This window comes from Pseudoalteromonas sp. T1lg21 (assembly GCF_002964625.1).
Taxonomy (GTDB): domain Bacteria; phylum Pseudomonadota; class Gammaproteobacteria; order Enterobacterales; family Alteromonadaceae; genus Pseudoalteromonas; species Pseudoalteromonas gelatinilytica.
On sequence record NZ_PQBX01000004.1, the window covers coordinates 268,687 to 289,419 of the forward strand.

Annotated in this window: 24 protein-coding genes and 1 pseudogene; 11 read left to right on the top strand and 14 right to left on the bottom strand. The window is 40.9% G+C overall.

Going from position 1 to position 20,733, the window contains the following annotated elements; translation table 11 throughout:
* The first annotated feature begins 102 nt into the window (after positions 1–102).
* Both C2M25_RS03740 and C2M25_RS03745 read left to right on the top strand, forming a co-directional pair.
* On the top strand, positions 103–2,001 hold the full coding sequence (locus tag C2M25_RS03740; protein ID WP_105174051.1) for a beta-ketoacyl synthase: 1,899 nt from the start codon (positions 103–105) through the stop codon (positions 1,999–2,001).
* 102 nt (positions 2,002–2,103) lie between these two features.
* Complete coding sequence (locus C2M25_RS03745) at positions 2,104–3,180, top strand: energy transducer TonB (protein ID WP_105180436.1); 1,077 nt, start codon at positions 2,104–2,106, stop codon at positions 3,178–3,180.
* Positions 3,181–3,184: 4 nt separating this feature from the next.
* On the opposite strand, the gene C2M25_RS03750 is transcribed toward C2M25_RS03745, so the two are convergent.
* Positions 3,185–3,601, bottom strand: a complete 417-nt coding sequence (locus C2M25_RS03750) for an MgtC/SapB family protein (RefSeq protein WP_063705635.1) — start codon at positions 3,599–3,601, stop codon at positions 3,185–3,187.
* A gap of 227 nt (positions 3,602–3,828) precedes the next feature.
* On the opposite strand from C2M25_RS03750, the gene C2M25_RS03755 reads away from it, so the two are divergent.
* From C2M25_RS03755 to C2M25_RS03765, 3 genes are all read left to right on the top strand, one after another.
* Positions 3,829–5,322: a BCCT family transporter gene (locus C2M25_RS03755; protein ID WP_234003525.1), complete on the top strand. Its 1,494-nt coding sequence runs from the start codon at positions 3,829–3,831 to the stop codon at positions 5,320–5,322.
* A 75-nt stretch (positions 5,323–5,397) separates the two neighbouring features.
* Entirely contained in the window at positions 5,398–5,739 is a 342-nt protein-coding gene (locus tag C2M25_RS03760) for a hypothetical protein (RefSeq protein WP_063705631.1), read from the top strand.
* On the top strand, positions 5,729–6,037 hold the full coding sequence (locus tag C2M25_RS03765) for a hypothetical protein (protein ID WP_082874087.1): 309 nt from the start codon (positions 5,729–5,731) through the stop codon (positions 6,035–6,037). The genes C2M25_RS03760 and C2M25_RS03765 overlap by 11 nt, the downstream gene beginning before the upstream one ends.
* A gap of 14 nt (positions 6,038–6,051) precedes the next feature.
* Here the strand turns inward: C2M25_RS03765 and fghA are convergent, their stop codons facing one another.
* Together fghA and C2M25_RS03775 are read right to left on the bottom strand one after the other, a co-directional pair.
* A complete protein-coding gene (gene fghA / locus C2M25_RS03770) occupies positions 6,052–6,888 on the bottom strand; it encodes an S-formylglutathione hydrolase (RefSeq protein WP_105174055.1) in 837 nt (278 codons plus the stop codon).
* Positions 6,889–6,943: 55 nt separating this feature from the next.
* Positions 6,944–8,065, bottom strand: coding sequence for an S-(hydroxymethyl)glutathione dehydrogenase/class III alcohol dehydrogenase (locus C2M25_RS03775; RefSeq protein ID WP_063705626.1), 1,122 nt, complete (start codon positions 8,063–8,065; stop codon positions 6,944–6,946).
* Between the two features lie 110 nt (positions 8,066–8,175).
* Between C2M25_RS03775 and C2M25_RS03780 the strand changes: the two genes are divergently transcribed.
* The 6 genes from C2M25_RS03780 (at position 8,176) to C2M25_RS03805 (ending at position 13,389) form a co-directional block, all read left to right on the top strand.
* Positions 8,176–9,057 carry a LysR family transcriptional regulator gene (locus tag C2M25_RS03780; RefSeq protein ID WP_082874086.1) on the top strand — a complete coding sequence of 294 codons (882 nt, stop codon included), beginning with the start codon at positions 8,176–8,178 and terminating at the stop codon, positions 9,055–9,057.
* Between the two features lie 89 nt (positions 9,058–9,146).
* Positions 9,147–10,364, top strand: a complete 1,218-nt coding sequence (locus tag C2M25_RS03785; protein ID WP_105180438.1) for a lipoprotein-releasing ABC transporter permease subunit — start codon at positions 9,147–9,149, stop codon at positions 10,362–10,364.
* Entirely contained in the window at positions 10,357–11,055 is a 699-nt protein-coding gene (gene lolD / locus C2M25_RS03790) for a lipoprotein-releasing ABC transporter ATP-binding protein LolD (RefSeq protein WP_105180439.1), read from the top strand. The genes C2M25_RS03785 and lolD overlap by 8 nt, the downstream gene beginning before the upstream one ends.
* Positions 11,045–12,289 carry a lipoprotein-releasing ABC transporter permease subunit gene (locus tag C2M25_RS03795; RefSeq protein WP_105180440.1) on the top strand — a complete coding sequence of 415 codons (1,245 nt, stop codon included), beginning with the start codon at positions 11,045–11,047 and terminating at the stop codon, positions 12,287–12,289. The genes lolD and C2M25_RS03795 overlap by 11 nt, the downstream gene beginning before the upstream one ends.
* Before the next feature lie 9 nt (positions 12,290–12,298).
* Complete coding sequence (locus tag C2M25_RS03800; protein ID WP_105180441.1) at positions 12,299–12,829, top strand: DUF924 family protein; 531 nt, start codon at positions 12,299–12,301, stop codon at positions 12,827–12,829.
* Between the two features lie 113 nt (positions 12,830–12,942).
* Positions 12,943–13,389, top strand: coding sequence for a DUF4826 family protein (locus tag C2M25_RS03805; protein ID WP_105180442.1), 447 nt, complete (start codon positions 12,943–12,945; stop codon positions 13,387–13,389).
* A gap of 70 nt (positions 13,390–13,459) precedes the next feature.
* Here C2M25_RS03805 and C2M25_RS03810 read toward each other — a convergent pair whose 3' ends face one another.
* From C2M25_RS03810 to tusD, 11 genes and pseudogenes are all read right to left on the bottom strand, one after another.
* A complete protein-coding gene (locus C2M25_RS03810; RefSeq protein WP_063705610.1) occupies positions 13,460–13,918 on the bottom strand; it encodes a GNAT family N-acetyltransferase in 459 nt (152 codons plus the stop codon).
* 12 nt (positions 13,919–13,930) lie between these two features.
* Positions 13,931–15,077, bottom strand: a pseudogene (locus tag C2M25_RS03815) (JmjC domain-containing protein).
* Positions 15,078–15,150: 73 nt separating this feature from the next.
* The gene (gene purB, locus C2M25_RS03820; RefSeq protein ID WP_063705605.1) at positions 15,151–16,521 is read right to left on the bottom strand and encodes an adenylosuccinate lyase; all 1,371 of its coding nucleotides are present in this window, start codon (positions 16,519–16,521) and stop codon (positions 15,151–15,153) included.
* Positions 16,522–16,554: 33 nt separating this feature from the next.
* Complete coding sequence (hflD, locus tag C2M25_RS03825) at positions 16,555–17,157, bottom strand: high frequency lysogenization protein HflD (protein WP_105180443.1); 603 nt, start codon at positions 17,155–17,157, stop codon at positions 16,555–16,557.
* Positions 17,157–18,257 carry a tRNA 2-thiouridine(34) synthase MnmA gene (gene mnmA, locus C2M25_RS03830; RefSeq protein ID WP_105174348.1) on the bottom strand — a complete coding sequence of 367 codons (1,101 nt, stop codon included), beginning with the start codon at positions 18,255–18,257 and terminating at the stop codon, positions 17,157–17,159. The genes hflD and mnmA overlap by 1 nt, the downstream gene beginning before the upstream one ends.
* An 87-nt stretch (positions 18,258–18,344) precedes the next feature.
* Positions 18,345–18,779, bottom strand: a complete 435-nt coding sequence (locus C2M25_RS03835) for an NUDIX hydrolase (protein WP_105180444.1) — start codon at positions 18,777–18,779, stop codon at positions 18,345–18,347.
* The gene (locus C2M25_RS03840; RefSeq protein WP_105180445.1) at positions 18,772–19,419 is read right to left on the bottom strand and encodes a pseudouridine synthase; all 648 of its coding nucleotides are present in this window, start codon (positions 19,417–19,419) and stop codon (positions 18,772–18,774) included. The genes C2M25_RS03835 and C2M25_RS03840 overlap by 8 nt, the downstream gene beginning before the upstream one ends.
* On the bottom strand, positions 19,419–19,748 hold the full coding sequence (gene tusE / locus C2M25_RS03845) for a sulfurtransferase TusE (protein WP_063705594.1): 330 nt from the start codon (positions 19,746–19,748) through the stop codon (positions 19,419–19,421). Before tusE ends, C2M25_RS03840 begins: the two co-directional genes overlap by 1 nt.
* A 3-nt stretch (positions 19,749–19,751) precedes the next feature.
* A complete protein-coding gene (gene tusB, locus C2M25_RS03850) occupies positions 19,752–20,018 on the bottom strand; it encodes a sulfurtransferase complex subunit TusB (RefSeq protein WP_105174062.1) in 267 nt (88 codons plus the stop codon).
* Complete coding sequence (gene tusC / locus C2M25_RS03855) at positions 20,015–20,371, bottom strand: sulfurtransferase complex subunit TusC (RefSeq protein ID WP_105174063.1); 357 nt, start codon at positions 20,369–20,371, stop codon at positions 20,015–20,017. The genes tusB and tusC overlap by 4 nt, the downstream gene beginning before the upstream one ends.
* A complete protein-coding gene (tusD, locus tag C2M25_RS03860; protein ID WP_105180446.1) occupies positions 20,368–20,721 on the bottom strand; it encodes a sulfurtransferase complex subunit TusD in 354 nt (117 codons plus the stop codon). The genes tusC and tusD overlap by 4 nt, the downstream gene beginning before the upstream one ends.
* Positions 20,722–20,733: the final 12 nt, after the last annotated feature.

Below are 20,733 nucleotides of genomic sequence, written 5' to 3' on the forward strand. Positions count from 1 at the left end.
TGGCCTATTGTGCAGGTTATTTGGCTATTTAAGCATAAAGCAGGTTAATTAATCCATTTAAACTTGGCTTAATTCTCATAACACGTTTTCTCAAGGTTTTTTATGACAGCATTACCCGTTATTGTCGGTATGGGTGGTATTAATGCCGCAGGCCGCACTTCTTTTCATCAAGGTTATCGTCGTATCGTGTTAGACAGCTTGGACGCTAAAGCCCGTCAGGAGACATTTTTAGGCTTAGCGACATTAATGAACTTAGTTACTCTTACTGAAGGTGTACTCAAAGATGTTGACGGCAATAGCATTGCTGAATCAGACATCGAAGCTAAGTTCGGTGAACAAATTTTAGCTGGCACACTTATTCGTAAAATTGAAAAAAATCACTTCGATGTGGATGCAACGCCATGGCAGCAAAAAATGACGTTAACAGCGTCAGATGAGCAGCAGATTGTTTTTGAAACGCGCCGCCGTGATTTACCAACCCCAGTACCAAGTGCTTGGCAGGTTGAAGAGTTAAGCGATAAAAAAGTGAAAGTCACAATTACTGCTGATCTTGCTATTAAACATGACAGTACCCGTGATAATCCAATTAAAGCAGCAGGCCAATTACCAACAGGTTTTGAACCTTCGGCTATGTATAACAGCCGTTATCAACCAAGAGGCCTGCAAGCGACTATCTTTGCCGCAACCGATGCAATTCGTTCGACAGGTCTGCCATGGCAGCAGGTAATGAATAGCGTTGAGCCTGATCAAATTGGCACTTATTCAGCTTCTGTTGCGGGTCAAGTTGATGATGAAGGGTTTGGTGGACTGATTCGTGCACGTCAGCAGGGCGACCGTGTGAGCACAAAACAACTGGCACTTGGCTTAAACACTATGTCTACTGACTTTATCAATGCTTATGTAACAGGCAATGTGGGTACAACCTTTACTACATCAGGTGCATGTGCCACGTTTTTATATAACCTCCGTGCTGCAGTAAACGATATTCAAGCGGGTCGTACGCGTGTAGCCATAGTGGCGTCTGTTGAGTGTGCTATTACACCTGAAATCGTTGAAGGTTTTGGTAATATGAGCGCACTTGCTAATGAAGAGGGCCTAAAGCGCCTTGATAATTCTGATGTGGTTGATCATCGCCGTACCAGCCGTCCATTTGGTGAAAACTGTGGTTTTACAATTGGTGAAGGTGCACAGGTTGCTATTTTAATGGATGATGCATTGGCATTAGAGTTAGGTGCAGATGTGTTAGGCAGTGTTGCAGATGTGTTCGTTAATGCCGATGGTATTAAAAAATCAATTACAGCACCAGGCCCTGGTAACTACATTACGATGGCAAAATCTGTTGCACTAGCGAGCAGTATTGTTGGTCAAGAGGCGGTACAAAAGCGTAGCTTTATTTTGGCACACGGCTCAAGTACACCGCAAAACCGCGTAACAGAATCACTGATCTATCATAAAGTGGCAGAGACATTTGCAATTGATAATTGGAAGGTTGCTGCGCCTAAAGCGTATGTTGGCCATACCATTGCGCCTGCCAGTGGTGATCAATTGGCTATGGCATTAGGTGTATTTAGTCACAACATTATGCCGGGTATTACGACAATCGATAAAGTAGCAGATGATGTGTACAGCCAACATTTAGATATTCGTACAGAACATTATCAATGTGATGCAATGGACATTGCATTCATTAACTCCAAAGGGTTTGGCGGTAACAATGCTACAGCGACTGTGTTATCACCGGCAATTACATTGAAGATGCTCGCAAAGCGGCATGGTGATGAGGTTATGGCGCAATATCAAGACCGTCACACTCAGGTAGCCCAAGCGCAAGCTGACTACCAACATCAGGCTGATTTAGGTCATTATGAACTTATTTATCGCTTTGGTGATGGCTTAATTGACGAAAATGACATTGAAATTAGTGAAGATTCAATGACAATTCCAGGTTTTGATAAAAAAGTTTTATTATCAAAATCAAACCCTTATCAGGATATGTTTTAAGATCAAGGCATGTTTAAGCACATTCTTGATTGCAAGGCGCTTTTAAAGCGCCTTTTTTAGTGCTATAAATGTTCCTATCAAAGGGAATTGGAGCAATTACTCATGATTAAATTAACTAAACTCGCTGTACTTTGTTCACTTATCGCATTACCTACTCAGACTTTAGCTAGAGATGTCAATGACTTAGGCGTTGATGTTCAAGCTGCTACTTCTGCCTATATTGTCAAAAATACAAACCCCCGTTATCCCGGTAGTTACAATGGCTCTCGCTTAGAAGGCTGGGCATTAATGTCTTATGTGGTTGATACGCAAGGTAAGGCAAAAGACATTGAAGTGATCATGGCATCTGATACTCGCGGTAGCGAAGAAAACGCAGAGAAATATTTAACAAATTTAGAGTTTGCTCCCGCAACAAAAGAAGGCAAAACAGTTGAAGGTGGTTACCTGTTTTCATTTGAAGTAGGTAAGTATTTTAACGGGTACTCTAATGATAAAGCGAGCCGTGGGTTTATTAATGAATACGATGAAATCAATAAAATGCTACAAGCGAAAGAGTTTAAAAAAGCTGAATTAGCATTGGTTGAGTTATATAAAGATCATACTAAAAACACCTCTGAGCAGGCATTATTTGCTTGGTTGAAAAGCCAATATTATTACCATCAACAACAATGGTTTGGCTTTGACGAACAGTTATCTGTTGCCTATTTACTGCGAGCAAAACTGCCAACTGATATACAGTATTTAGTCGCTAAAAGTGCTCTACAATGGTACAGCTTTAAGGGCGATTTTAATCTTGCTTACAATGCAATTTATGCATTGGATAATATTGAAGGAAAAGCGTTTTCAGAAGAAAATAAGCTTGCCACCATCAAGCAAATTGATGACTTATTAGCCCGTACACCGCAGATCAATTCACAAATTAATGTTTCAAAAGATAAGCTGTCTTATTTATCTTTATCTCGCGGTTCAATCAAAATTGAAGGCGCGAGCGATGTCTCTAAATTGCAGATCCGCTGTGCTGATCAAGTCGTTGATCTTGAAGCAAGTGAGTCAGTTAACTACGTTATTGATGAGCAAAGCAGACGCTGCGGTTTATTAGTTAAATCTGCAAACCCAGCTGAGATTAAAGTTAAACAAACTGGTTATGCCATCGTTAACTCAAAATTTGACGCCAGTTAATTGCTTACTTTAAGCGTTTTACATACTTAAGCGTTACGAAATTAATCAGTGCCATTAGAAAGGCGATTTCGTAACGACTAAATGCCACAGCAATGCCGATGAGTCCCATGTTCCAAATACTGGCTGCTGTGGCTGTTCCATACGTTGAATTCTTGTTCTTCAAAATGGCGCCACCGCCAATAAAACCAATACCGGTGATAATCCCTTCGAGCACTTTTGATTCAGCCTCAGAGCTTGTCAAAACAGACATGCCCACTAATGCATAACCACATGATGCAACGGCAACTAAAGGAAATGTTCGAAGCCCTGCACCATTACTGGTTTTTTCTCGATCAAATGCCATAGGGAGGGCAAGTAAGTAGGCAATTCCTAAATGAATTAAGTTATCGAGTATTTCATGCCAATCGAGATTAAAGTCCATGCTTTGCTCCTTGCTATCTAGATTTTGATTGCGTTGCAATTTCAATACCCGATCAACAAATTGAATAAAATGAGGAAACTAGGGACATGTAGCCGGGTTTAAAAAAGGAGGGCTTGGTATAATTTGCGATTTTTACGCAGTGCTATGTCATTTTTTCAGCCTTTTGGCTGTTTGAATTTCAGCCATGCTAACAGTATGCTAAACACGCTGACTAAATAGGCTTCACATTGAAACATTCCATCTCCTCTCTTGAAAAGACCGCGCTTGCACTGTGTATGTTTGGTGCACTGATAGCTGTTATTTTACCTAGTGTTATCACTGAGCAAGTACAGCCGTTTGTACAAATGATTTTAAAATGGACAGGGAGCAGTTTTTTCTTATTGGTGAATTTTTTATTGTTTGCCATCATTATTTTAGCCATTAGCCCACTCGGAAGTCGTAAAGTGGGGGGCGAGCAGGCTGTGGTCGAGTATTCTAATTTTGGCTGGTTTGCTATGTTGTTTGCAGCGGGAATGGGGTCTGGCTTGGTTTTTTGGGGCGTAGCAGAGCCAGCATTACATTCTCTCGACCCTCCACTTAAACAAAGCTTATACCCAGACCGACTAGCCAGTAGTCTCGCTTTAACCTTGGTTAATTGGGGCGCCCATGCATGGGCACTTTATGCGGTGTTTGCGTTAGTGCTTGGTGGATTAACGCAATACAGTGGTAAGTCAGGTGATATTTGTGCACCTGTTTTAACTGCACTTGGTAATCACATAGATAAGTCTGCAAAATTTACAGTGTCATTTGTTGTGAAATTAATTGCGGTAATCGCTATTTTTTTTGGTGTCGTCGGCACCATAGCAAACTCGACTTTACTGATCAGTAAAGGTGTAGAAATCGAGTTGGGGGTTACTTCAACATTATTAGTGGGTTCATTAATCGTTTGTTTGTTAGCCGTTATTTATTCGCTGTCGGTTAAATTTGGATTACGACGCGGGGTACAGTCACTGAGTATATTCAATGTGGTCTTGGCCTTTGCTTTACTAACCTGGTTATTAACTGTTGTGCCGATTGCGCCCATTATTAAAATCGCATTAGATGGAACTGGGTACTATTTACAGTTACTTGCGACCGGCACTTGGCAATTTGATAGCCAATTAAAAACGCCTGACTGGGCCACTCATTGGACATATAACTATTACTTTTGGTGGTTAGCGTGGGGGCCATTTGTTGGTGTGTTCCTGGCTAAAATTAGTCAGGGGCGCAAGGTTTGGCAATTTATTTTGGCGGTTGTGTGTATTCCAACTTTAGTCACTATTGTTTGGTTTGCGGCCTTTTCTGGGGCAGCAATTGAATGGGATAGACTCAATCAAGCGGGCATTTTAGTCGCAATAAAACAGGATTATAGCCAAGGCTTGTTTGTATTTTTTAATCAATTAGACTGGCAAGGAACCGTGTTTATTTGGGCAAGTTTGTTATTACTATTGATATTTGTTGCTACATCCGCTGACTCTGCAATTTTGGTCATAAGAGAGCTGGTTGGCTCTGAGCAAAATAACCGTGTGACACTCTACGCATGGTGTTTAGCATTATTCATATGCAGCTTTGCATTATTACTGTTACAAGATGAGCCGTTAAATCGTAGCGTCGCAATTTTAGGCGCTTTGCCTTTTTTATTAATATTCCTTTTACAATTAGTCGGATTTCTAAAAGAGTTTATTCGCGATATTTGTGATTAATCTACAGTTTTTTACAGTTAAATTACGCGTTTGTTATTATGCTTACAAAATAAGCTTAAGTGTATTGGAGGACCGATGCTTAAATCTCTGTATCTTATACTTTCTGTTAGTTTGCTCAGTGGCTGTACTGCAATCGGCCTAGTTGCTGATGGTATTGGTGGGCGCGCTAGCCAAGCACAGCCTGCAAGTGCCTATGCAGATAAAAAAGATAACGACCGAGTCAACTATGGTATGACCATGACAATGTTAGGTTATGAAATCGACAAAGCGATTATTGAAGGCTTAGAGAATAGCAGCAAAGATAAGGATGTTGAGCTTAAATGTCGTCAAATTAGTCGCGCAGTAAAAGAATGTGTTGAGGTTAAAGCTGAGCCGAAAAAAAGGCCCACATTAATGGATAGTTTTAATGATGAGTAACAGTCTAAAACTTGTCACTTTCTTATTTAGTTACCAATTAGTTGGATGTACAGTGGCAGGGTCATTAGTCGATGGTTATGCAAAAAACTCACAACCAACGAATCTTGCAACCACAAATGCAAATCAAACTAACAGAACTGTAACCGATGCCGACGGCTTTTCATTTGCAAAGTTAGGCTTTGAAATTGATAGCGCTGTTATTGGTTTACTCAAACCAGAAGAACAACAACCACAGTTAGTTTGTAGGCAAATCACACGCAGTATTAAAGAGTGTGAGGAAGCTAAGCCCTCACACTAAAAATGAGATATTAATCACAGATATTTTTGATGAAACATTAGGTGTTCATCAATAAAGCTGCTGATAAAGAAGTAACTATGATCATAACCCGCGTGCATGTTAATTTCGGCTGGGTAATCTTTCTCGTTTACGACAGCAAATAAGTGCTCGGTTTTGAGTTGCTCAGCTAAGAAATTATCGGCCTCACCTTGATCAATACGCATGGGTAAATAATCTTCAGCGACGGCTTTTTTCATTAATTCACAGCTGTCGTATTCAAGCCAACTTGCTTTATCACTACCAAGGTAATTACTAAATGCTTTTTCACCCCAAGGGCAATTAATCGGGTTCACAATCGGGCTAAAAGCACTGGCGCTGACGTATTGTTTAGGGTTTTTAAGTGCAATCATCAATGCGCCGTGACCACCCATAGAGTGCCCCGCAATGGCTTTTTTAGACGTCACAGGGAAGTGTGCTTCGATAAGTGCAGGTAATTCAGAAACCACATAGTCGTACATGTTGTAATGCACATTGTAAGGCGCTTGAGTCGCATTGACATAAAAGCCAGCACCTTGACCAAAATCGTAGTTTTCATCGTCAGGCACATTTTCACCGCGCGGGCTAGTGTCTGGAGCGACAATCGCAATACCCAGTTCAGCCGCTTTTTTAAATGCCCCGGCTTTTTGCATAAAGTTTTCATCAGTACAGGTTAAACCTGACAACCAATACATGACGGGTACTTTATTGGTTTCGCTGGCACCAGGTGGTAAAAATATTGCAAAGCGCATAGCACAATGTGTGCTGCTAGCTTGGTGGGTATATTGTTTATGCCAGCCACCACTGACTTTTGTTGAGCTTATGTTTTCTAGCATAACCACATCCTTGAAACAAAGGCGCTAGGTTGATACCTAGCGCCAAATTATAAGATTAATAATGAATTACAGAGCGGATACTCTTACCTTCGTGCATTAAGTCGAAAGCTTCATTGATATCTTCAAGTTTCATGGTGTGCGTAATGAAATCATTTAACGCAAACTCACCATTCATATAGCGCTCAACAATCTCTGGTAATTCAGAGCGACCTTTAACGCCACCAAATGCACTACCGCGCCATACACGACCCGTAACTAGTTGGAATGGACGAGTAGAGATCTCTTGGCCTGCACCTGCAACACCAATGATTACCGATTCACCCCAACCTTTGTGACAACACTCAAGAGCAGAGCGCATTACATTAACGTTACCGATACATTCAAATGAGAAATCAACACCGCCATCAGTCATCTCAACGATAACTTCTTGAATTGGTTTGTCGAAGTCATTTGGATTGATTAAATCAGTTGCGCCTAATTTAGTAGCAAGATCAAATTTACTGGTGTTGATATCAACACCAATGATACGGCTTGCACCCGCCATTTTCGCCCCGATAATCGCTGATAAACCGATACCACCTAAGCCAAAAATAGCGACTGTATCGCCTTTTTGAACTTTTGCTGTTTTAGTAACAGCACCCATACCGGTTGTTACACCACAACCAAGTAAACAAATTTCTTCAAGCGGCGCTTCTTTACTTACTTTAGCAAGTGAAATCTCTGGTAATACAGTGTACTCAGAGAACGTAGAGCAACCCATGTAGTGATAAATTGGCTGGCCATCTTTATAGAAACGCGTTGTGCCATCTGGCATTAAACCTTTACCTTGCGTTTCACGTACCGCAGAGCATAAGTTTGTTTTACCCGATTTACACATCTTACACTCGCCACATTCAGCAGTGTAAAGAGGAATAACATGATCGCCTACTTCAACGTGCGTTACGCCTTCACCGATGGCTTCAACGATACCGCCACCTTCATGGCCAAGGATTGCTGGGAAAATACCTTCAGGGTCTTCACCAGATAAAGTAAATGCATCTGTGTGACAAACACCGGTAGCAACAATCTTTACAAGCACTTCGCCTTTTTTAGGCATCATTACATCCACTTCTTCAATTGATAGTGGTTGATTTGGACCCCAAGCGATAGCCGCTTTTGATTTAATAAAATCAGTCATAACGTTCCCTTATAGTTGTTGGAAGTAAGTATTAAACCTAGTCTATTTTATTTGTTTCTCAATGAATGATAATCTCCGTTTTATTAAAACACTTTTACACTATGGTAATAATGAATCGTTGGCACGGAATTGATGAGTTTTTAGCGGTAGCAGAGACGGGCAGTTTTACAAAAGCAAGTAAACTACTGGGTATGTCAGTGGCGCATGTAAGCCGGTATGTGAGTCAATTGGAAGAGCGATTGAACACACAGCTGCTAACCCGAACAACGCGTAAAGTTGTGCTAACACAAGAGGGTCAAGTGTTTGCGCATCAAACAAAACAATTACAGCATGCCATGGATGATGCCACGGCACTGCTTGCAGAGCAGCAACTGACACCTAAAGGCAGTATAAAATTAACGGCACCTGTGATGTACGGTGAAAGCTATATCATGCCAGCAGTGCACTCGTTTATGCAAAAGCACCCAGATATTGAAGTGATCAGTCATTTAAGTAATGAGCAAGTTAATTTACTCGAAGAAGGGTATGACTTAGCAATTCGACTTGGCCACTTAAAAGATTCAACATTAAAAGCACGCCGTATTAGTCAGCGCAGACTCGTTATATGCTGTAGCCCAGAATACATTAATAATTTTGGTCAACCACACAGTGTCAGTGAATTACATCAACATCATTGCCTTATCGGTAATAACAGTTATTGGCGGGTAAAAGAGCAGGGCCAAGATAAGCATATTAAAGTGGCTGGGCGCTTAGCCTGTAATAGTGGTTGGGCATTGGTTGATGCTGCAATTAAAGGGTTAGGCATCGTGCAATTACCGGATTACTATGTAAATGAACATCTAGCCAATGGCCGTTTGACAGCTGTACTTTCGAATGTTGCACCGGAACCTGAAGGAGTATGGGGGGTATACCCGCCAAGGCAATTTATAGCAACCAATGTAAAAGCATTGCTAGACCATTTAGTAGCTAGTGTTCAAGTATCAGATTTATAATTATTTTTTACAATTTCACGCATCCCATGCTGGCTAAATGTATGCTAACATGGGCGCATATTTAGCCCTTGGACTACCCACAACTTATTATGTTTCAACCTGTTAGCCTTTTTATAGGGCTGAGATATAGTCGCTCCTCAAAGGGTAATGCCTTTATCTCATTCATCTCATTTTTTTCTATTGCGGGCATTGCTATTGGCTTAATGGCCTTGTTTACAGTTAGTTCGGTAATGAATGGCTTTGAGAATAACCTTAAAACCAACATGCTCGGTTTAATTCCTCATATTGAAGTATCAGCTGAGGGTAATTCGAAAGAAACCATGTTGCAGTTAAAGCAGCAACTAGAAAATTCTCAAGATATCAAACAAGTTAACCTGTATCGTCATGGTGAAGCCATTTTACAAACTAACCAAGATTTGCATGGTGTGTTGTTACAAGGGCTCTATGATGAAGGAAGCTCCCTTTATAACGTAAAAGATAAAATTGTTGCCGGTAATTGGTCCTTGGTAATGGATAGCAATTACCACATTGCAATTAGCCGCTATTTGAGCCGCAAATTGGGTATTTCGCTTGGGGATAAAGTACGGGTGATCATGCCTAATGCCAGTTCGTACACCCCACTTGGTCGAGTACCGAGTCAGCGCTTGTTTACCGTAGCTGCACTGTATGAAACACAATCAGAAATTGATATGTCATTGGCATTTACCAGTGGCTATTCGTTAGGCCGAGTTTTAAAGCTGCCAAAATCAGCTGCGCCAAATTTAAGTGTGTCGCTATATGAACCTTTTGCCGTTGAGCAAGTATTGCAATCTCAGTTAGCGATTTTAAATGATTACGCTGTTACTGATTGGCGAGCTAGCCAAGGGACACTATTTGCTGCTGTGGCAATGGAAAAGCGCATTATGTCGATGTTACTTGGCTTAATCGTGCTCGTTGCGGTGTTTAATATCGTGTCAGCATTAACCATGATGGTCAGTGAAAAACAAAGTGAAGTCGCTATTTTACAAACATTGGGTTTAACTCCGTTACAAGTACAGCATGTGTTTATGATCCAAGGCTTATACAACGGTCTAATCGGTACCAGCATCGGTGCGTTACTTGGCGTGCTATTAAGTAGCAACATTAATGAATTATTGAATATGTTAGGCATCAATTTATTAGCCGGTGTGAGTTTACCCGTTAAATTTGATGTGATGAGTTTGAGTTTAATTGCCGCAGGGAGTATCGCAATGAGCTTTTTAGCTACCTTGTATCCTGCCAGAAAAGCTGCAAAAGTGAATCCAGCAGAGGTATTACGTTATGAGTGATTTAGTTATCAATTGTCAGCAGCTTAACAAAGTATATCAAGATGGTGATAACGAAGTTGCTGTTTTAAAAGGGGTTGATTTAGCGCTTCAACAAGGTGAGATGTTAGCCGTTGTTGGTAGCTCAGGCTCCGGTAAAAGTACCTTATTGCACATATTAGGCACCTTGGATAATGCAAGCTCAGGTAAAGTTGAAATTAAAGGTCAGCAAGTTGCTAAATTAAACCGTAAACAACAAGCCAGTTTCCGAAATGAAAATTTGGGCTTCATTTATCAATTTCATCATTTATTAATGGAATTTACTGCCATCGAAAATGTTGCAATGCCATTATTAATTAAAGGCTTAAGCGCAAAAGCGGCAACCGAAAAAGCCCGTAACATGCTAGATAAAGTAGGGCTATCTCATCGTAGCGAACATAAACCATCGGCGTTATCAGGTGGTGAGAGGCAGCGGGTTGCAATAGCACGTGCATTAGTAACCGAACCTGCTTTAGTGCTAGCCGATGAACCTACGGGTAACCTAGATAAACAAAACGCTATTAAGATTTACGATTTAATCAAAGAGCTAAATACCAGCTTAAAAACCAGCTTTGTTGTGGTAACCCATGATTTAGAGCTTGCAGATAAACTAGGCAAAATTGCCTATTTAGATGATGGTAAGCTTGCTATTAAAGAGTCTCAGCATGTTGCTTAGTGCCTTTATTTCAAAACGATTTCGTGCCCATAGTGGCCAAAAAGACGGACAAAACGGTTTTGTTAGTTTTATCGCTAAAGCATCGACAATCGGCATACTTTTGGGAGTCGCCGTGTTAATTGTTGCGCTTTCAGTGATCAATGGCTTTGAGCAGCAATTAGTACATCGACTTTTATCGGTAGTTCCGCAGGTTGAATATGTTGCCCCTAACAAACCAATCAATAACTGGCAGTCAAAAGTTGCTTTATTGCGTTCTCAAGCAGGTGTTACAGGTGCTGCGCCATTTATTAGTGTTAACGGCATGGCACAATATAAAAGCGAGCTAAAAGCGGTTGAAGTGCGTGGTGTTAGCCCCGAATTTGAAAACCAAGTGTCGGCATTAAACCAATTCACAGAAGGGCGTTTAGTTAGTCAGTTACAACAAGAAGATGTACTGTTAGGGCAGCAAATAGTCAACCGATTAGGTCTTAAGATTGGCGACCCAGTTACCTTATTAATTCCCCAGATAAACCAGCAAAGTAACACTTTACTGGCACCAAAGCGGGTGAGCTTGAATCTTGCGGGTATTATAAAAATGGGCGGCCCAATTGATGAAACGGCTGCTTTCATTCGCCTTGATAAAGCGCAAAGTGTGCTGAGTTTCGATGAAAACCAAGTAACCGGATTACGATTACAAGTAGAAGATGTATTTGCAGCCCATCAAACAGCGATGCGCGTGGGGCAAGTTATACCAGATTATGTCTATGTCTCGAGTTGGTTTAGAACGCAGGGTAGCTTATATCAAGATATTCAAATGGTTCGCACCATTGTGTATATCGTGGTGTTTTTAATAATTGCCGTAGCGAGTTTTAATATCGTTTCTTCATTAGTGATGGAAGTACGTGAAAAACAAGCAAATATTGCGATTTTAAAAACCATGGGCGCACAAGATAGCACCATTTTAGTAACCTTCGTAATGCAAGGTTTTACACAAGCTTTAATTGGTGTGATCTTAGGCACTATTATCGGCGTAATGCTTGCGTTAAACATCAGTGAACTATTCACTTGGGCAAGTAACTTATTTGGCGATAACCCGTTACAAGGTGTTTATTTTATAGAGTTTTTACCCAGTAAATTAGTTTGGCAAGATATCGTTATCACGGTGATTGTTACATTTGTTCTCGCTATTTTGGCAACCTTATATCCTGCGTGGCAAGCCACTAGGGTAGATCCGGCAAAAGTACTGGGTAATTAAGGAGAGTTTATGAATAAGCAAAGGATTATCGATTTTTGGTTTAATGAATTAGGCCCAGAAGCTTGGTATCAACAATCTAATGACATTGATGCATTAATTTCACGTGAGTTTTCAGAGTGTCTTTTGCAGGTTATCGCTGGCGAGCATGCTGACTGGCGACTTGATGCCCAAGGCTCTTTAGCTGAAATTATTGTGTTAGATCAATTCTCACGGAATATTTATCGAAACACTGCACAGGCTTTTAGCCAAGATCCACAAGCCCTAAGCTTAGCGCAAAGAGCAATTGAACTTGGTTTTGATAAAAAATTACCTAGCTCTCAAGCGGCGTTTATTTATATGCCGTTTATGCACAGTGAATCGAAAGTCATTCATCAACATGCTGAACAATTGTTTAAAGGCATGAGTAATTATGAATTTGAACTAAAGCATAAAGTGATTATTGATAGGTTTGGTCGTTACCCACACCGAAACGCGATTTTAGGCCGTGAATCAACCCCCGAAGAGCTACAATTTTTAACTGAGCCTAACTCTTCTTTCTGATTTGAATGAATAGTAGGCAAGTAATTTAAAATGCTCTTTGATAGCCCGTAAACACTTGCACAGCGCCATTTTAAACCTTAAAGTGTCATAAATGTTGTAAAAGAGTAACCACCATGGAACAAAAACAAGCAAGACCATTAACACCAGAAGAACAAGCCGAAGCGCAAAAACAAAGTGTTATTTGGCAAAGAGAATGTTTCCAAAATGCACAAAAGCATTTAGCAGAAAAGGGGATTATCCCGCAGACAGTGATGGATAAAGAATGTCGTTTTATTGCGCCATTAGTGGCCGTTTGGAAATTTAAAGCACAAAACGGTAAAGTTTATTGGGTCATAAATGGCCGTCTTCCTGCAGACCATGCTGCGGTTGAGGCTGCTAGTAGTGCTCGAGAAGCGTTGCGCTACTTTTCGATGCAGTGGCAATTAAAAGCTGACCAAATTATGCAATCAGGCGCGGTAGATAAAACCAAAGTTGATTTTGCAAATCTACTCATCAATCGTGCCCATGGCTTGTATGATTTGTTCCAAAGAGAAGAATTGTGGCAAAACGAGCCAGCATAACTCAATTTGCATAATTTCTATTAAAAAAGCTGAATAATGTTATTCAGCTTTTTTATTGATGCCAATTCGCTTAATGCACTAAAGTGAACGGCCTAGTATCAAATTGCTTGATAGGGCACAGCATTCGTTGTCTTGGAATACCGGCTTCCATAAATACTAAGCCATCTGCTGAAAAGCCATTACGTTTAAATCGATCAACTTCATTCAAAATACAATTAATACTGACACAGTCGCAGCCTTGTTTTTCTGCCATATTGACTAAGTATGTCAGTAATGATTTGTAAACTGAGCGATTGCGATGCTCAGGTAAAACGGCAATACGGCCAATGAGGCCATCACTACATAAACGCCCGGTTGCAACCGGGCATTTACACTCATCTGTAACGAGTACGTGGTGTGCTGTTTTATCTAGGTGATCAAACTCTATGTGTTTAGGGATATGTAATTCGCATACAAATACCCGTTCTCGGATTTGTTGTAAGAGTTCCTTGTCGATACTCCATTCAACTTCATCTATATGATAGCCCATAAACACACGCTCCTAACAAAACCAAATACCCTCATTTAAAAGTGTAGTAAAGGTTTTCAAGAAAATGTGATTATTTTTTGAACTATTTATGTCAGCTGCGGTCAGCCAAGTTTGATCAGTAAGCTTGGTTATCAATTCAAGTTCATCTAAATCATGTATGTAGTTAACGCCATTAATACTTAAAAGTATCTTATCGTCAATAACTTGGTAGATAGCTCGGGTACCGCCTAAACGCTCAAAAACAACCTCGTCATCATTGATTAACTCGATGACATCATTTAATGAATATGGGTCTTCTAGCGGGGCTAAATCCATCTCATGCTTTGGCTGGCTCATACTGTTACCAAGCCAAGTCTTGAATACTTCGTCATCATTAATCGCAGCAATCATAAGCTGCTTTACTTTTTCAGCTTCAGCTTGGCTAAGTTCACCTTTTGAAGTACGCAATTTAAGCTCTGCATCACCATATCGTTGATTGCCAAGCTCAGTATCAAATGAGGTGATCGGCAAATTGAGAGAGTAAATCGCGTTGATTTGGCGCTCTAAAACCCACAGAGTAATTAAGCGCGTTTTCAACGGCATAGCCTTCATGCGGACAACCAGGTGGGATATACAAAATATCACCCGGCTCTAACACACAATCGATCACGGCAGGAAATTGCTCAACTTGTAATAGGCTTTTATTTTGTGCGAATTGTTTTAAGTTCGCATCAGGTAAACCAACGCGCCAATGGCGTTTACCTTCACCTTGAATAATAAATACATCGTATTGATCTAAATGCGGTCCCACGCCACCACCCGGCGTAGAATAGCTGATCATCAAGTCATCGATACGCCAGTTTGGAATAAAACAAAATGGCTCCAGTAATTGCGCAGCATCGTTATGCCAATGGTCAACCGCTTGCACGAGTAGTGTTGCGTGCTTTTCAGTTAGCAAACTAAAGTCTTCAAATGGGCCATGGTATGCTTGCCAATCATCTGAGTGATTGGTGACAATGCGTGATTCAATACTTTCTTCCATGGCAAGGCCGGCAAGTTCTTCAGGCTCAATAGGATCAGAAAAATCTTTAAAGCCTTGCTTAATAAGTAATGGTTTCTTTTGCCAGTACTCGGCTAAAAACTGCTCTTGGGTTAATGAGTTTATAGTTAATTGATACATAACATGACCTAAACGAAGTGGTATAAAAAAAGCGAAAGGAAGGCCTTTCGCTTTTTAAAATCTTAGTTTGAATTTAAGCTAAGTTGTCGATGAACTCAACAGCACGACCGATGTAATTAGCCGGTGTTAATTTTTTCATTTCTACTTTTGCTTCTTCAGGTAACTCAAGACCATCGATGAAATCAGCCATGATTTCTTGGTTTACACGTTTACCACGCGTAAGGTCTTTAAGTTTTTCATATGGCTTTTCGATACCATATTTACGCATTACCGTTTGGATAGGCTCTGCTAATAATTCCCAGTTTTGATCTAGTTCTTCGAGTAAACGCGCTTCATTTACTTCAAGCTTGCTAACACCTTTTAATGTCGCTTGGTAAGCGATAAGTGTGTAGCCCATACCAACACCCAGGTTACGTAAAACTGTTGAATCAGTTAAGTCACGTTGCCAGCGAGATACAGGTAGCTTTTGCGCAAGGTGTGCAAAAATTGCGTTCGCAATACCTAAGTTACCTTCAGAGTTTTCAAAATCAATCGGGTTTACTTTGTGAGGCATGGTTGAAGAACCAATTTCACCTGCAATTGTTTTTTGCTTGAAGTGGTTAAGCGCAATGTAGCCCCAAACGTCACGGTCAAAATCAAGCAATACAGTGTTGAAACGTGCAATCGCATCGAATAACTCAGCAATGTAATCGTGTGGCTCGATTTGTGTTGTGAACGGGTTAAATGTTAAACCAAGGCTTGTTACGAATTGTTCAGCGTGGCTGTGCCAATCGTAATCTGGGTATGCACTTAGGTGAGCATTGTAGTTACCTACAGCACCATTGATTTTACCTAACATTTCTACGTTAGCAATTTGGTCACGTTGACGCTTTAAGCGCATGTATACGTTAGCAAATTCTTTACCCATTGTAGAAGGAGTAGCAGGTTGACCGTGGGTACGTGTCATCATCGCAACTGACTTGTACTCAACCGCTTTTTCTTTTAATGCATTTAGAAGTTGGTCACAGTATGGAAGTAATACTTTGTCACGCGCTTCTGTTAGCATTAAACCGTGAGATAGGTTATTAATGTCTTCTGAAGTACATGCAAAGTGAATAAATTCGTTTACTGCGTTAAGCTCTGCGTTGTCTGCTACTTTTTCTTTAAGTAGGTATTCAACGGCTTTTACGTCATGGTTAGTTGTGCGCTCGATTTCTTTAACGCGTGCTGCATCCGCTTCGCTAAAGTTATCAACAATGGCATTAAGTAAAGCATTAGCCTCGTCGCTAAATGCCGGTACTTCTGCGATTGCGCTTGCTGCAGACAAAGCTTGTAACCAACGAACTTCAACAGTTACACGGTATTTGATTAAACCAAATTCGCTGAAAATGCTGCGTAGTTCCGTGGTCTTGCTGCCATAGCGACCATCTACCGGAGAGATAGCGGTTAACGCTGAAAGCTCCATAATGACTCCTAAATTGTCTAGTTTGAACGATAATTAAATTGATTGTTTAGCAATGGCGAGGATTTTTCTTTTTGCAAAGAAAAAGTGACGGCGTTTACCGCCCATTTGTCGCCATAACACGGCACTACGAATTCCGGCCAATAATAGGGCGCGGATTTTGTTTTGCGTGAGCTGCTGTTTTAATAACTCTGGCTTGCCGTACACTTGAATACGATGCCCAAGGGGGCTTAGCACCGATGAGTAAATATCAGCAAGCGCTGCTACAACAGTATCATCTGTGATAGCAAAATGGTCGAGGCGACGTTTAACATCATCAATGCGACGACCTAATTCATTTAAACTGTTTTGTTTTGAGCTTAATGCACGCTCTAATTGCATTAAACCACCTACATACTTTACGATTTCGACGTCTTTGTCTGCGCCGGCTGAAAGCTGTGCAATCAAAATGCAATAGCCTTCTCGTAAATTATGCTTACCTTGATACACTTCTTCAGGGCTATTTGGTGATGTTTCGACAATACAGTTTAGTAATTTCTCTAATTCGTGATCACTGCCTTGGCCATATTGCGCAACTTTTTGTACTTGTTTAGCAACTTGACACATGGCAGCTAAAGCCATGACTTGGTGCTCTGTCATTACTTGATCACCGAATCAATAATACCGCCACCTAAACAGACTTCGTCAGCGTAAAATACGGCTGATTGGCCCGGTGTAACCGCTTTTTGTGGCTCATCAAATAGTACGCGTGCCATACCATCTTCACCAACGAGTAAAGTACAGCTGATATCTTCTTGGCGATAACGAGTTTTAACAGTACAGCGTGTAGTCCCTTTAGGGCCTTCACGGTCAACCCAGTGTAGCTGGTTTGCATTTAAGCCATTACTGTATAGGCGAGGGTGGTCTTTACCTTGACCAACGACTAACACGTTACGTTCAACGTCTTTATCTACAACGTACCAAGGTTCACCTGAGCCTTCTTTCATGCCGCCAATTAACAGGCCTTTACGTTGACCAAGCGTGTGGTACATCAAGCCTTCGTGCTCGCCCACTTCATTGCCATCGGTATCTTCAATTTTACCAGGCTGTGCTGGTAAGAATTTTTGTAAGAAATCTTTAAATTTACGCTCACCGATAAAACAAATACCGGTACTGTCTTTCTTATCATGCGTAATTAAGTCTTGCTCTTCAGCGATGCGGCGTACTTCAGGTTTAGCAATATCACCAACAGGGAAAAGTGTTTGCGCAATATGCTCATGGCTTAGCGTGTATAAGAAATAGCTTTGATCTTTGTTGTCATCAAGGCCACGACACATTACAAATTTATCACCGCGTTGTTCGCGGCGTACATAGTGACCTGTAGCAATATAATCAGCACCCAGTGCCTGTGCTGCAAACTCTAAGAATGCTTTGAATTTGATTTCTTTATTACACATGATGTCTGGGTTTGGTGTGCGGCCTGCTTTGTACTCTGCTAAAAAGTACTCAAACACGTTGTCCCAGTATTCGGCTGCAAAATTTACAGTGTGAAGCTCAATACCTAGCTTGTCGCACACTGCTTGTGCGTCTTTTAGGTCTTCAGCTGCAGCGCAATATTCATCATTATCATCTTCTTCCCAGTTTTTCATGAACAGGCCTTCAACTTGATAGCCTTGCTGCTTTAATAAATACGCTGATACTGAAGAATCAACACCGCCGGACATGCCCACGATGACTTTAATGTGACTATTTTCGCTCATAATATTCGCTGTCATTTTTTAACTGCTATGGAAAGGCCGATATTATAGCATGCTTTTAGACGCCCAAACCAGCCAAAATCACAGCGGTTATTGGTAAATCAAACTAAGTGGGTAGGCTTTACCAGCTAAATGATCTTCAATGCATTTTAAAACCAAAGGGCTTCTCAGCGGCATGCTTTTAATTTGTTCAAGGCTAAACCAATCTGCACTTAAAATGTCATTATCTTGGGGTGATGTTTCAACGGGCTCTGGGCAATTAAAAGCAAAGCTAAAACGCATATAGTGGACACCATTCGCGGCATGCAAATTATAAATGCCTACAAGGTGACTGGCATGAAGGCTAATACCTGTTTCTTCAATAAGTTCGCGATGAGCTGCTTCAGCTAAGGTTTCATTGGCTTCCAAATGGCCGGCAGGCTGGTTATAGCAAATCTCACCTGTGTGTTTATCGCGCTCTTTAACAAGTAAAAATTTGTCTTGGCATGTGACGATAGCAGCCACTGTGACATTCGGTTTATGCATCTGGGTTGTTCACTACGTTAAATTGACCACTCTCTAAGCCATCAAGGGTATAGTTACCAATACTGTAACGAATCAATCGCAAAGTAGGGAAGCCAACATGTGCTGTCATGCGGCGAACTTGGCGATTGCGCCCTTCGGTGATAGAGATTTCTAACCAGCTAGTTGGAATGTTTTTACGCTCGCGAACGGGTGGGGTACGAAGCCAAACGGATGGCTCATCAATACGTCTAACCTTGGCTGGCTTGGTCATGCCATCTTTCAGTGCTACGCCTTTGTTAAGCGCAAAGATAGCCTCATCACTGACATTACCTTCTACTTGCACCCAATAAGTTTTAGCTGTTTTCTTATTGGGCTCAGTAAGGGTGTGTTGCAACTTTCCACAGTTAGTAAGTAACAAAAGCCCTTCGCTGTCTCTGTCTAGGCGTCCTGCTGCATACACGTCTTTAATAGTGATATAGTCTGCCAACGTCTTGCGGTTTTGATCATCGGTGAATTGGCAAAGCACATCAAATGGTTTGTTAAATAGCACCACTTTGCGCTGCTCAGGGCTAATTGCTTTTTTAAATTCACGTTTTTGTGTTGGTCTTGAATAAGTGCGACCGCTACTGCGATGTGGTTTGCTATTGGTTTTATTAACCATTAAATGCACCTAGCAGGTTTAGGTAAACCAGCAATTTTAGTCGCTTGCTTAGCGGGGCCCTTAGGAAACAGTTTGTATAAATACATACTATTACCTTTTTCTTCACCTAGCTTTTGGGCCATGGCTTTGACCAGCATGCGAATAGCGGGGCTGGTGTTGTACTCTACGTAAAAATCACGTACGAAATGGACAACTTCCCAGTGCTGTTCACTTAAGGTAATGTTCTCTTGTTCAGCAATAATAGGTGCGAGCTCTTCACTCCAATCATTTGAATCAAGTAAATAGCCTTGTTTGTCTGTTTCAATCTGTTTGTTATTAAATTCAAGCATGGTTTACCAAGTAATCGTGTTCTTTGCGTTTAAAGTCAATTCTACAAATTGCCTGTAGTCTAAGGCTGATTCATTATGACTAAGTGAAATATCGCGCGCTTCTGCATCTTCTTTCAGTAAAAAAAGTGCAGAAGAAAACTGTTTAAATTGTCTGCTGTTATAACATGCGTCACTGACAAGTAGCACAGAATCTTGAGCAGTAATCAAATTAGCGAGCATATTGTTGCAGTAATGCGATAAGGGTTTTGAAAAAATATGCAAGGTACTCATAGTGTAACCACCTGATGTTGCTGTGCAATCAACGCTCGCTGTTGTTCAAAGTTAGCTACTTTGACATCAATCATTAACGTGTCTTTTGTTAAGTTAAAATCCATTAACGACTTTTCACATACATAAATGTTTTCTACATCGTATAACTCAAGGGTTTTAATGGTTTTAAAATAGTTTTTAATACCAAGTAATTCTGGCTGTTGATTTTTTTTCAAAGCCAAAACAGCTTCACCACTCAGAAGCCAGCTAATATTCTGTTCGATAGCGGCAAAAATCAGTGTGGTATCGAGTGATTCACGAATATGCTGATCATCAAATGGGCCATGTTGACTAATTACTAAAATGTTTTTCATTTAAATTGCACCCATTTATCTGCTTCACTGACAAGCATCGCAAATTCAGCGAGTCCAGCGACGGTAAACACACCTGTATTAGCGGTATCTAAGCCACGCTTTTCAGCGGCCGTTACACATAGCAGTAGGGGGATGTTTTGCTCACTTAACGACTGCCACAAGCGATTAATTGGTAGCTCGTCACTGGCAAGTTCTAAATGGTTACTTGCGTGGTAAACACCTGCTTGATAAAGAAAAACAGCTGCAATCGAGTGACCAGAATCAAGACAAGCCTGTGCAAATTTAATCAGCCGTTGAGTAGTGTCGTGATCGGTCGGTGCGGTATGAATAGAAAGTACAAATTGTGCCAAAACGCATCCAAT

What these genes read in the sequence shown, in the direction of transcription:
- C2M25_RS03740 (WP_105174051.1), top strand. Translation starts at nt 103, where the DNA reads ATGACAGCATTACCCGTTATTGTCGGTATGGGTGGTATTAATGCCGCA.
- C2M25_RS03745 (WP_105180436.1), top strand. Translation starts at nt 2,104, where the DNA reads ATGATTAAATTAACTAAACTCGCTGTACTTTGTTCACTTATCGCATTA.
- C2M25_RS03750 (WP_063705635.1), bottom strand. Translation starts at nt 3,601, where the DNA reads ATGGACTTTAATCTCGATTGGCATGAAATACTCGATAACTTAATTCAT.
- C2M25_RS03760 (WP_063705631.1), top strand. Translation starts at nt 5,398, where the DNA reads ATGCTTAAATCTCTGTATCTTATACTTTCTGTTAGTTTGCTCAGTGGC.
- C2M25_RS03765 (WP_082874087.1), top strand. Translation starts at nt 5,729, where the DNA reads ATGATGAGTAACAGTCTAAAACTTGTCACTTTCTTATTTAGTTACCAA.
- fghA (WP_105174055.1), bottom strand. Translation starts at nt 6,888, where the DNA reads ATGCTAGAAAACATAAGCTCAACAAAAGTCAGTGGTGGCTGGCATAAA.
- C2M25_RS03775 (WP_063705626.1), bottom strand. Translation starts at nt 8,065, where the DNA reads ATGACTGATTTTATTAAATCAAAAGCGGCTATCGCTTGGGGTCCAAAT.
- C2M25_RS03780 (WP_082874086.1), top strand. Translation starts at nt 8,176, where the DNA reads ATGAATCGTTGGCACGGAATTGATGAGTTTTTAGCGGTAGCAGAGACG.
- C2M25_RS03785 (WP_105180438.1), top strand. Translation starts at nt 9,147, where the DNA reads ATGTTTCAACCTGTTAGCCTTTTTATAGGGCTGAGATATAGTCGCTCC.
- lolD (WP_105180439.1), top strand. Translation starts at nt 10,357, where the DNA reads ATGAGTGATTTAGTTATCAATTGTCAGCAGCTTAACAAAGTATATCAA.
- C2M25_RS03795 (WP_105180440.1), top strand. Translation starts at nt 11,045, where the DNA reads ATGTTGCTTAGTGCCTTTATTTCAAAACGATTTCGTGCCCATAGTGGC.
- C2M25_RS03800 (WP_105180441.1), top strand. Translation starts at nt 12,299, where the DNA reads ATGAATAAGCAAAGGATTATCGATTTTTGGTTTAATGAATTAGGCCCA.
- C2M25_RS03805 (WP_105180442.1), top strand. Translation starts at nt 12,943, where the DNA reads ATGGAACAAAAACAAGCAAGACCATTAACACCAGAAGAACAAGCCGAA.
- C2M25_RS03810 (WP_063705610.1), bottom strand. Translation starts at nt 13,918, where the DNA reads ATGGGCTATCATATAGATGAAGTTGAATGGAGTATCGACAAGGAACTC.
- purB (WP_063705605.1), bottom strand. Translation starts at nt 16,521, where the DNA reads ATGGAGCTTTCAGCGTTAACCGCTATCTCTCCGGTAGATGGTCGCTAT.
- hflD (WP_105180443.1), bottom strand. Translation starts at nt 17,157, where the DNA reads ATGACAGAGCACCAAGTCATGGCTTTAGCTGCCATGTGTCAAGTTGCT.
- mnmA (WP_105174348.1), bottom strand. Translation starts at nt 18,257, where the DNA reads ATGAGCGAAAATAGTCACATTAAAGTCATCGTGGGCATGTCCGGCGGT.
- C2M25_RS03835 (WP_105180444.1), bottom strand. Translation starts at nt 18,779, where the DNA reads ATGCATAAACCGAATGTCACAGTGGCTGCTATCGTCACATGCCAAGAC.
- C2M25_RS03840 (WP_105180445.1), bottom strand. Translation starts at nt 19,419, where the DNA reads ATGGTTAATAAAACCAATAGCAAACCACATCGCAGTAGCGGTCGCACT.
- tusE (WP_063705594.1), bottom strand. Translation starts at nt 19,748, where the DNA reads ATGCTTGAATTTAATAACAAACAGATTGAAACAGACAAACAAGGCTAT.
- tusB (WP_105174062.1), bottom strand. Translation starts at nt 20,018, where the DNA reads ATGAGTACCTTGCATATTTTTTCAAAACCCTTATCGCATTACTGCAAC.
- tusC (WP_105174063.1), bottom strand. Translation starts at nt 20,371, where the DNA reads ATGAAAAACATTTTAGTAATTAGTCAACATGGCCCATTTGATGATCAG.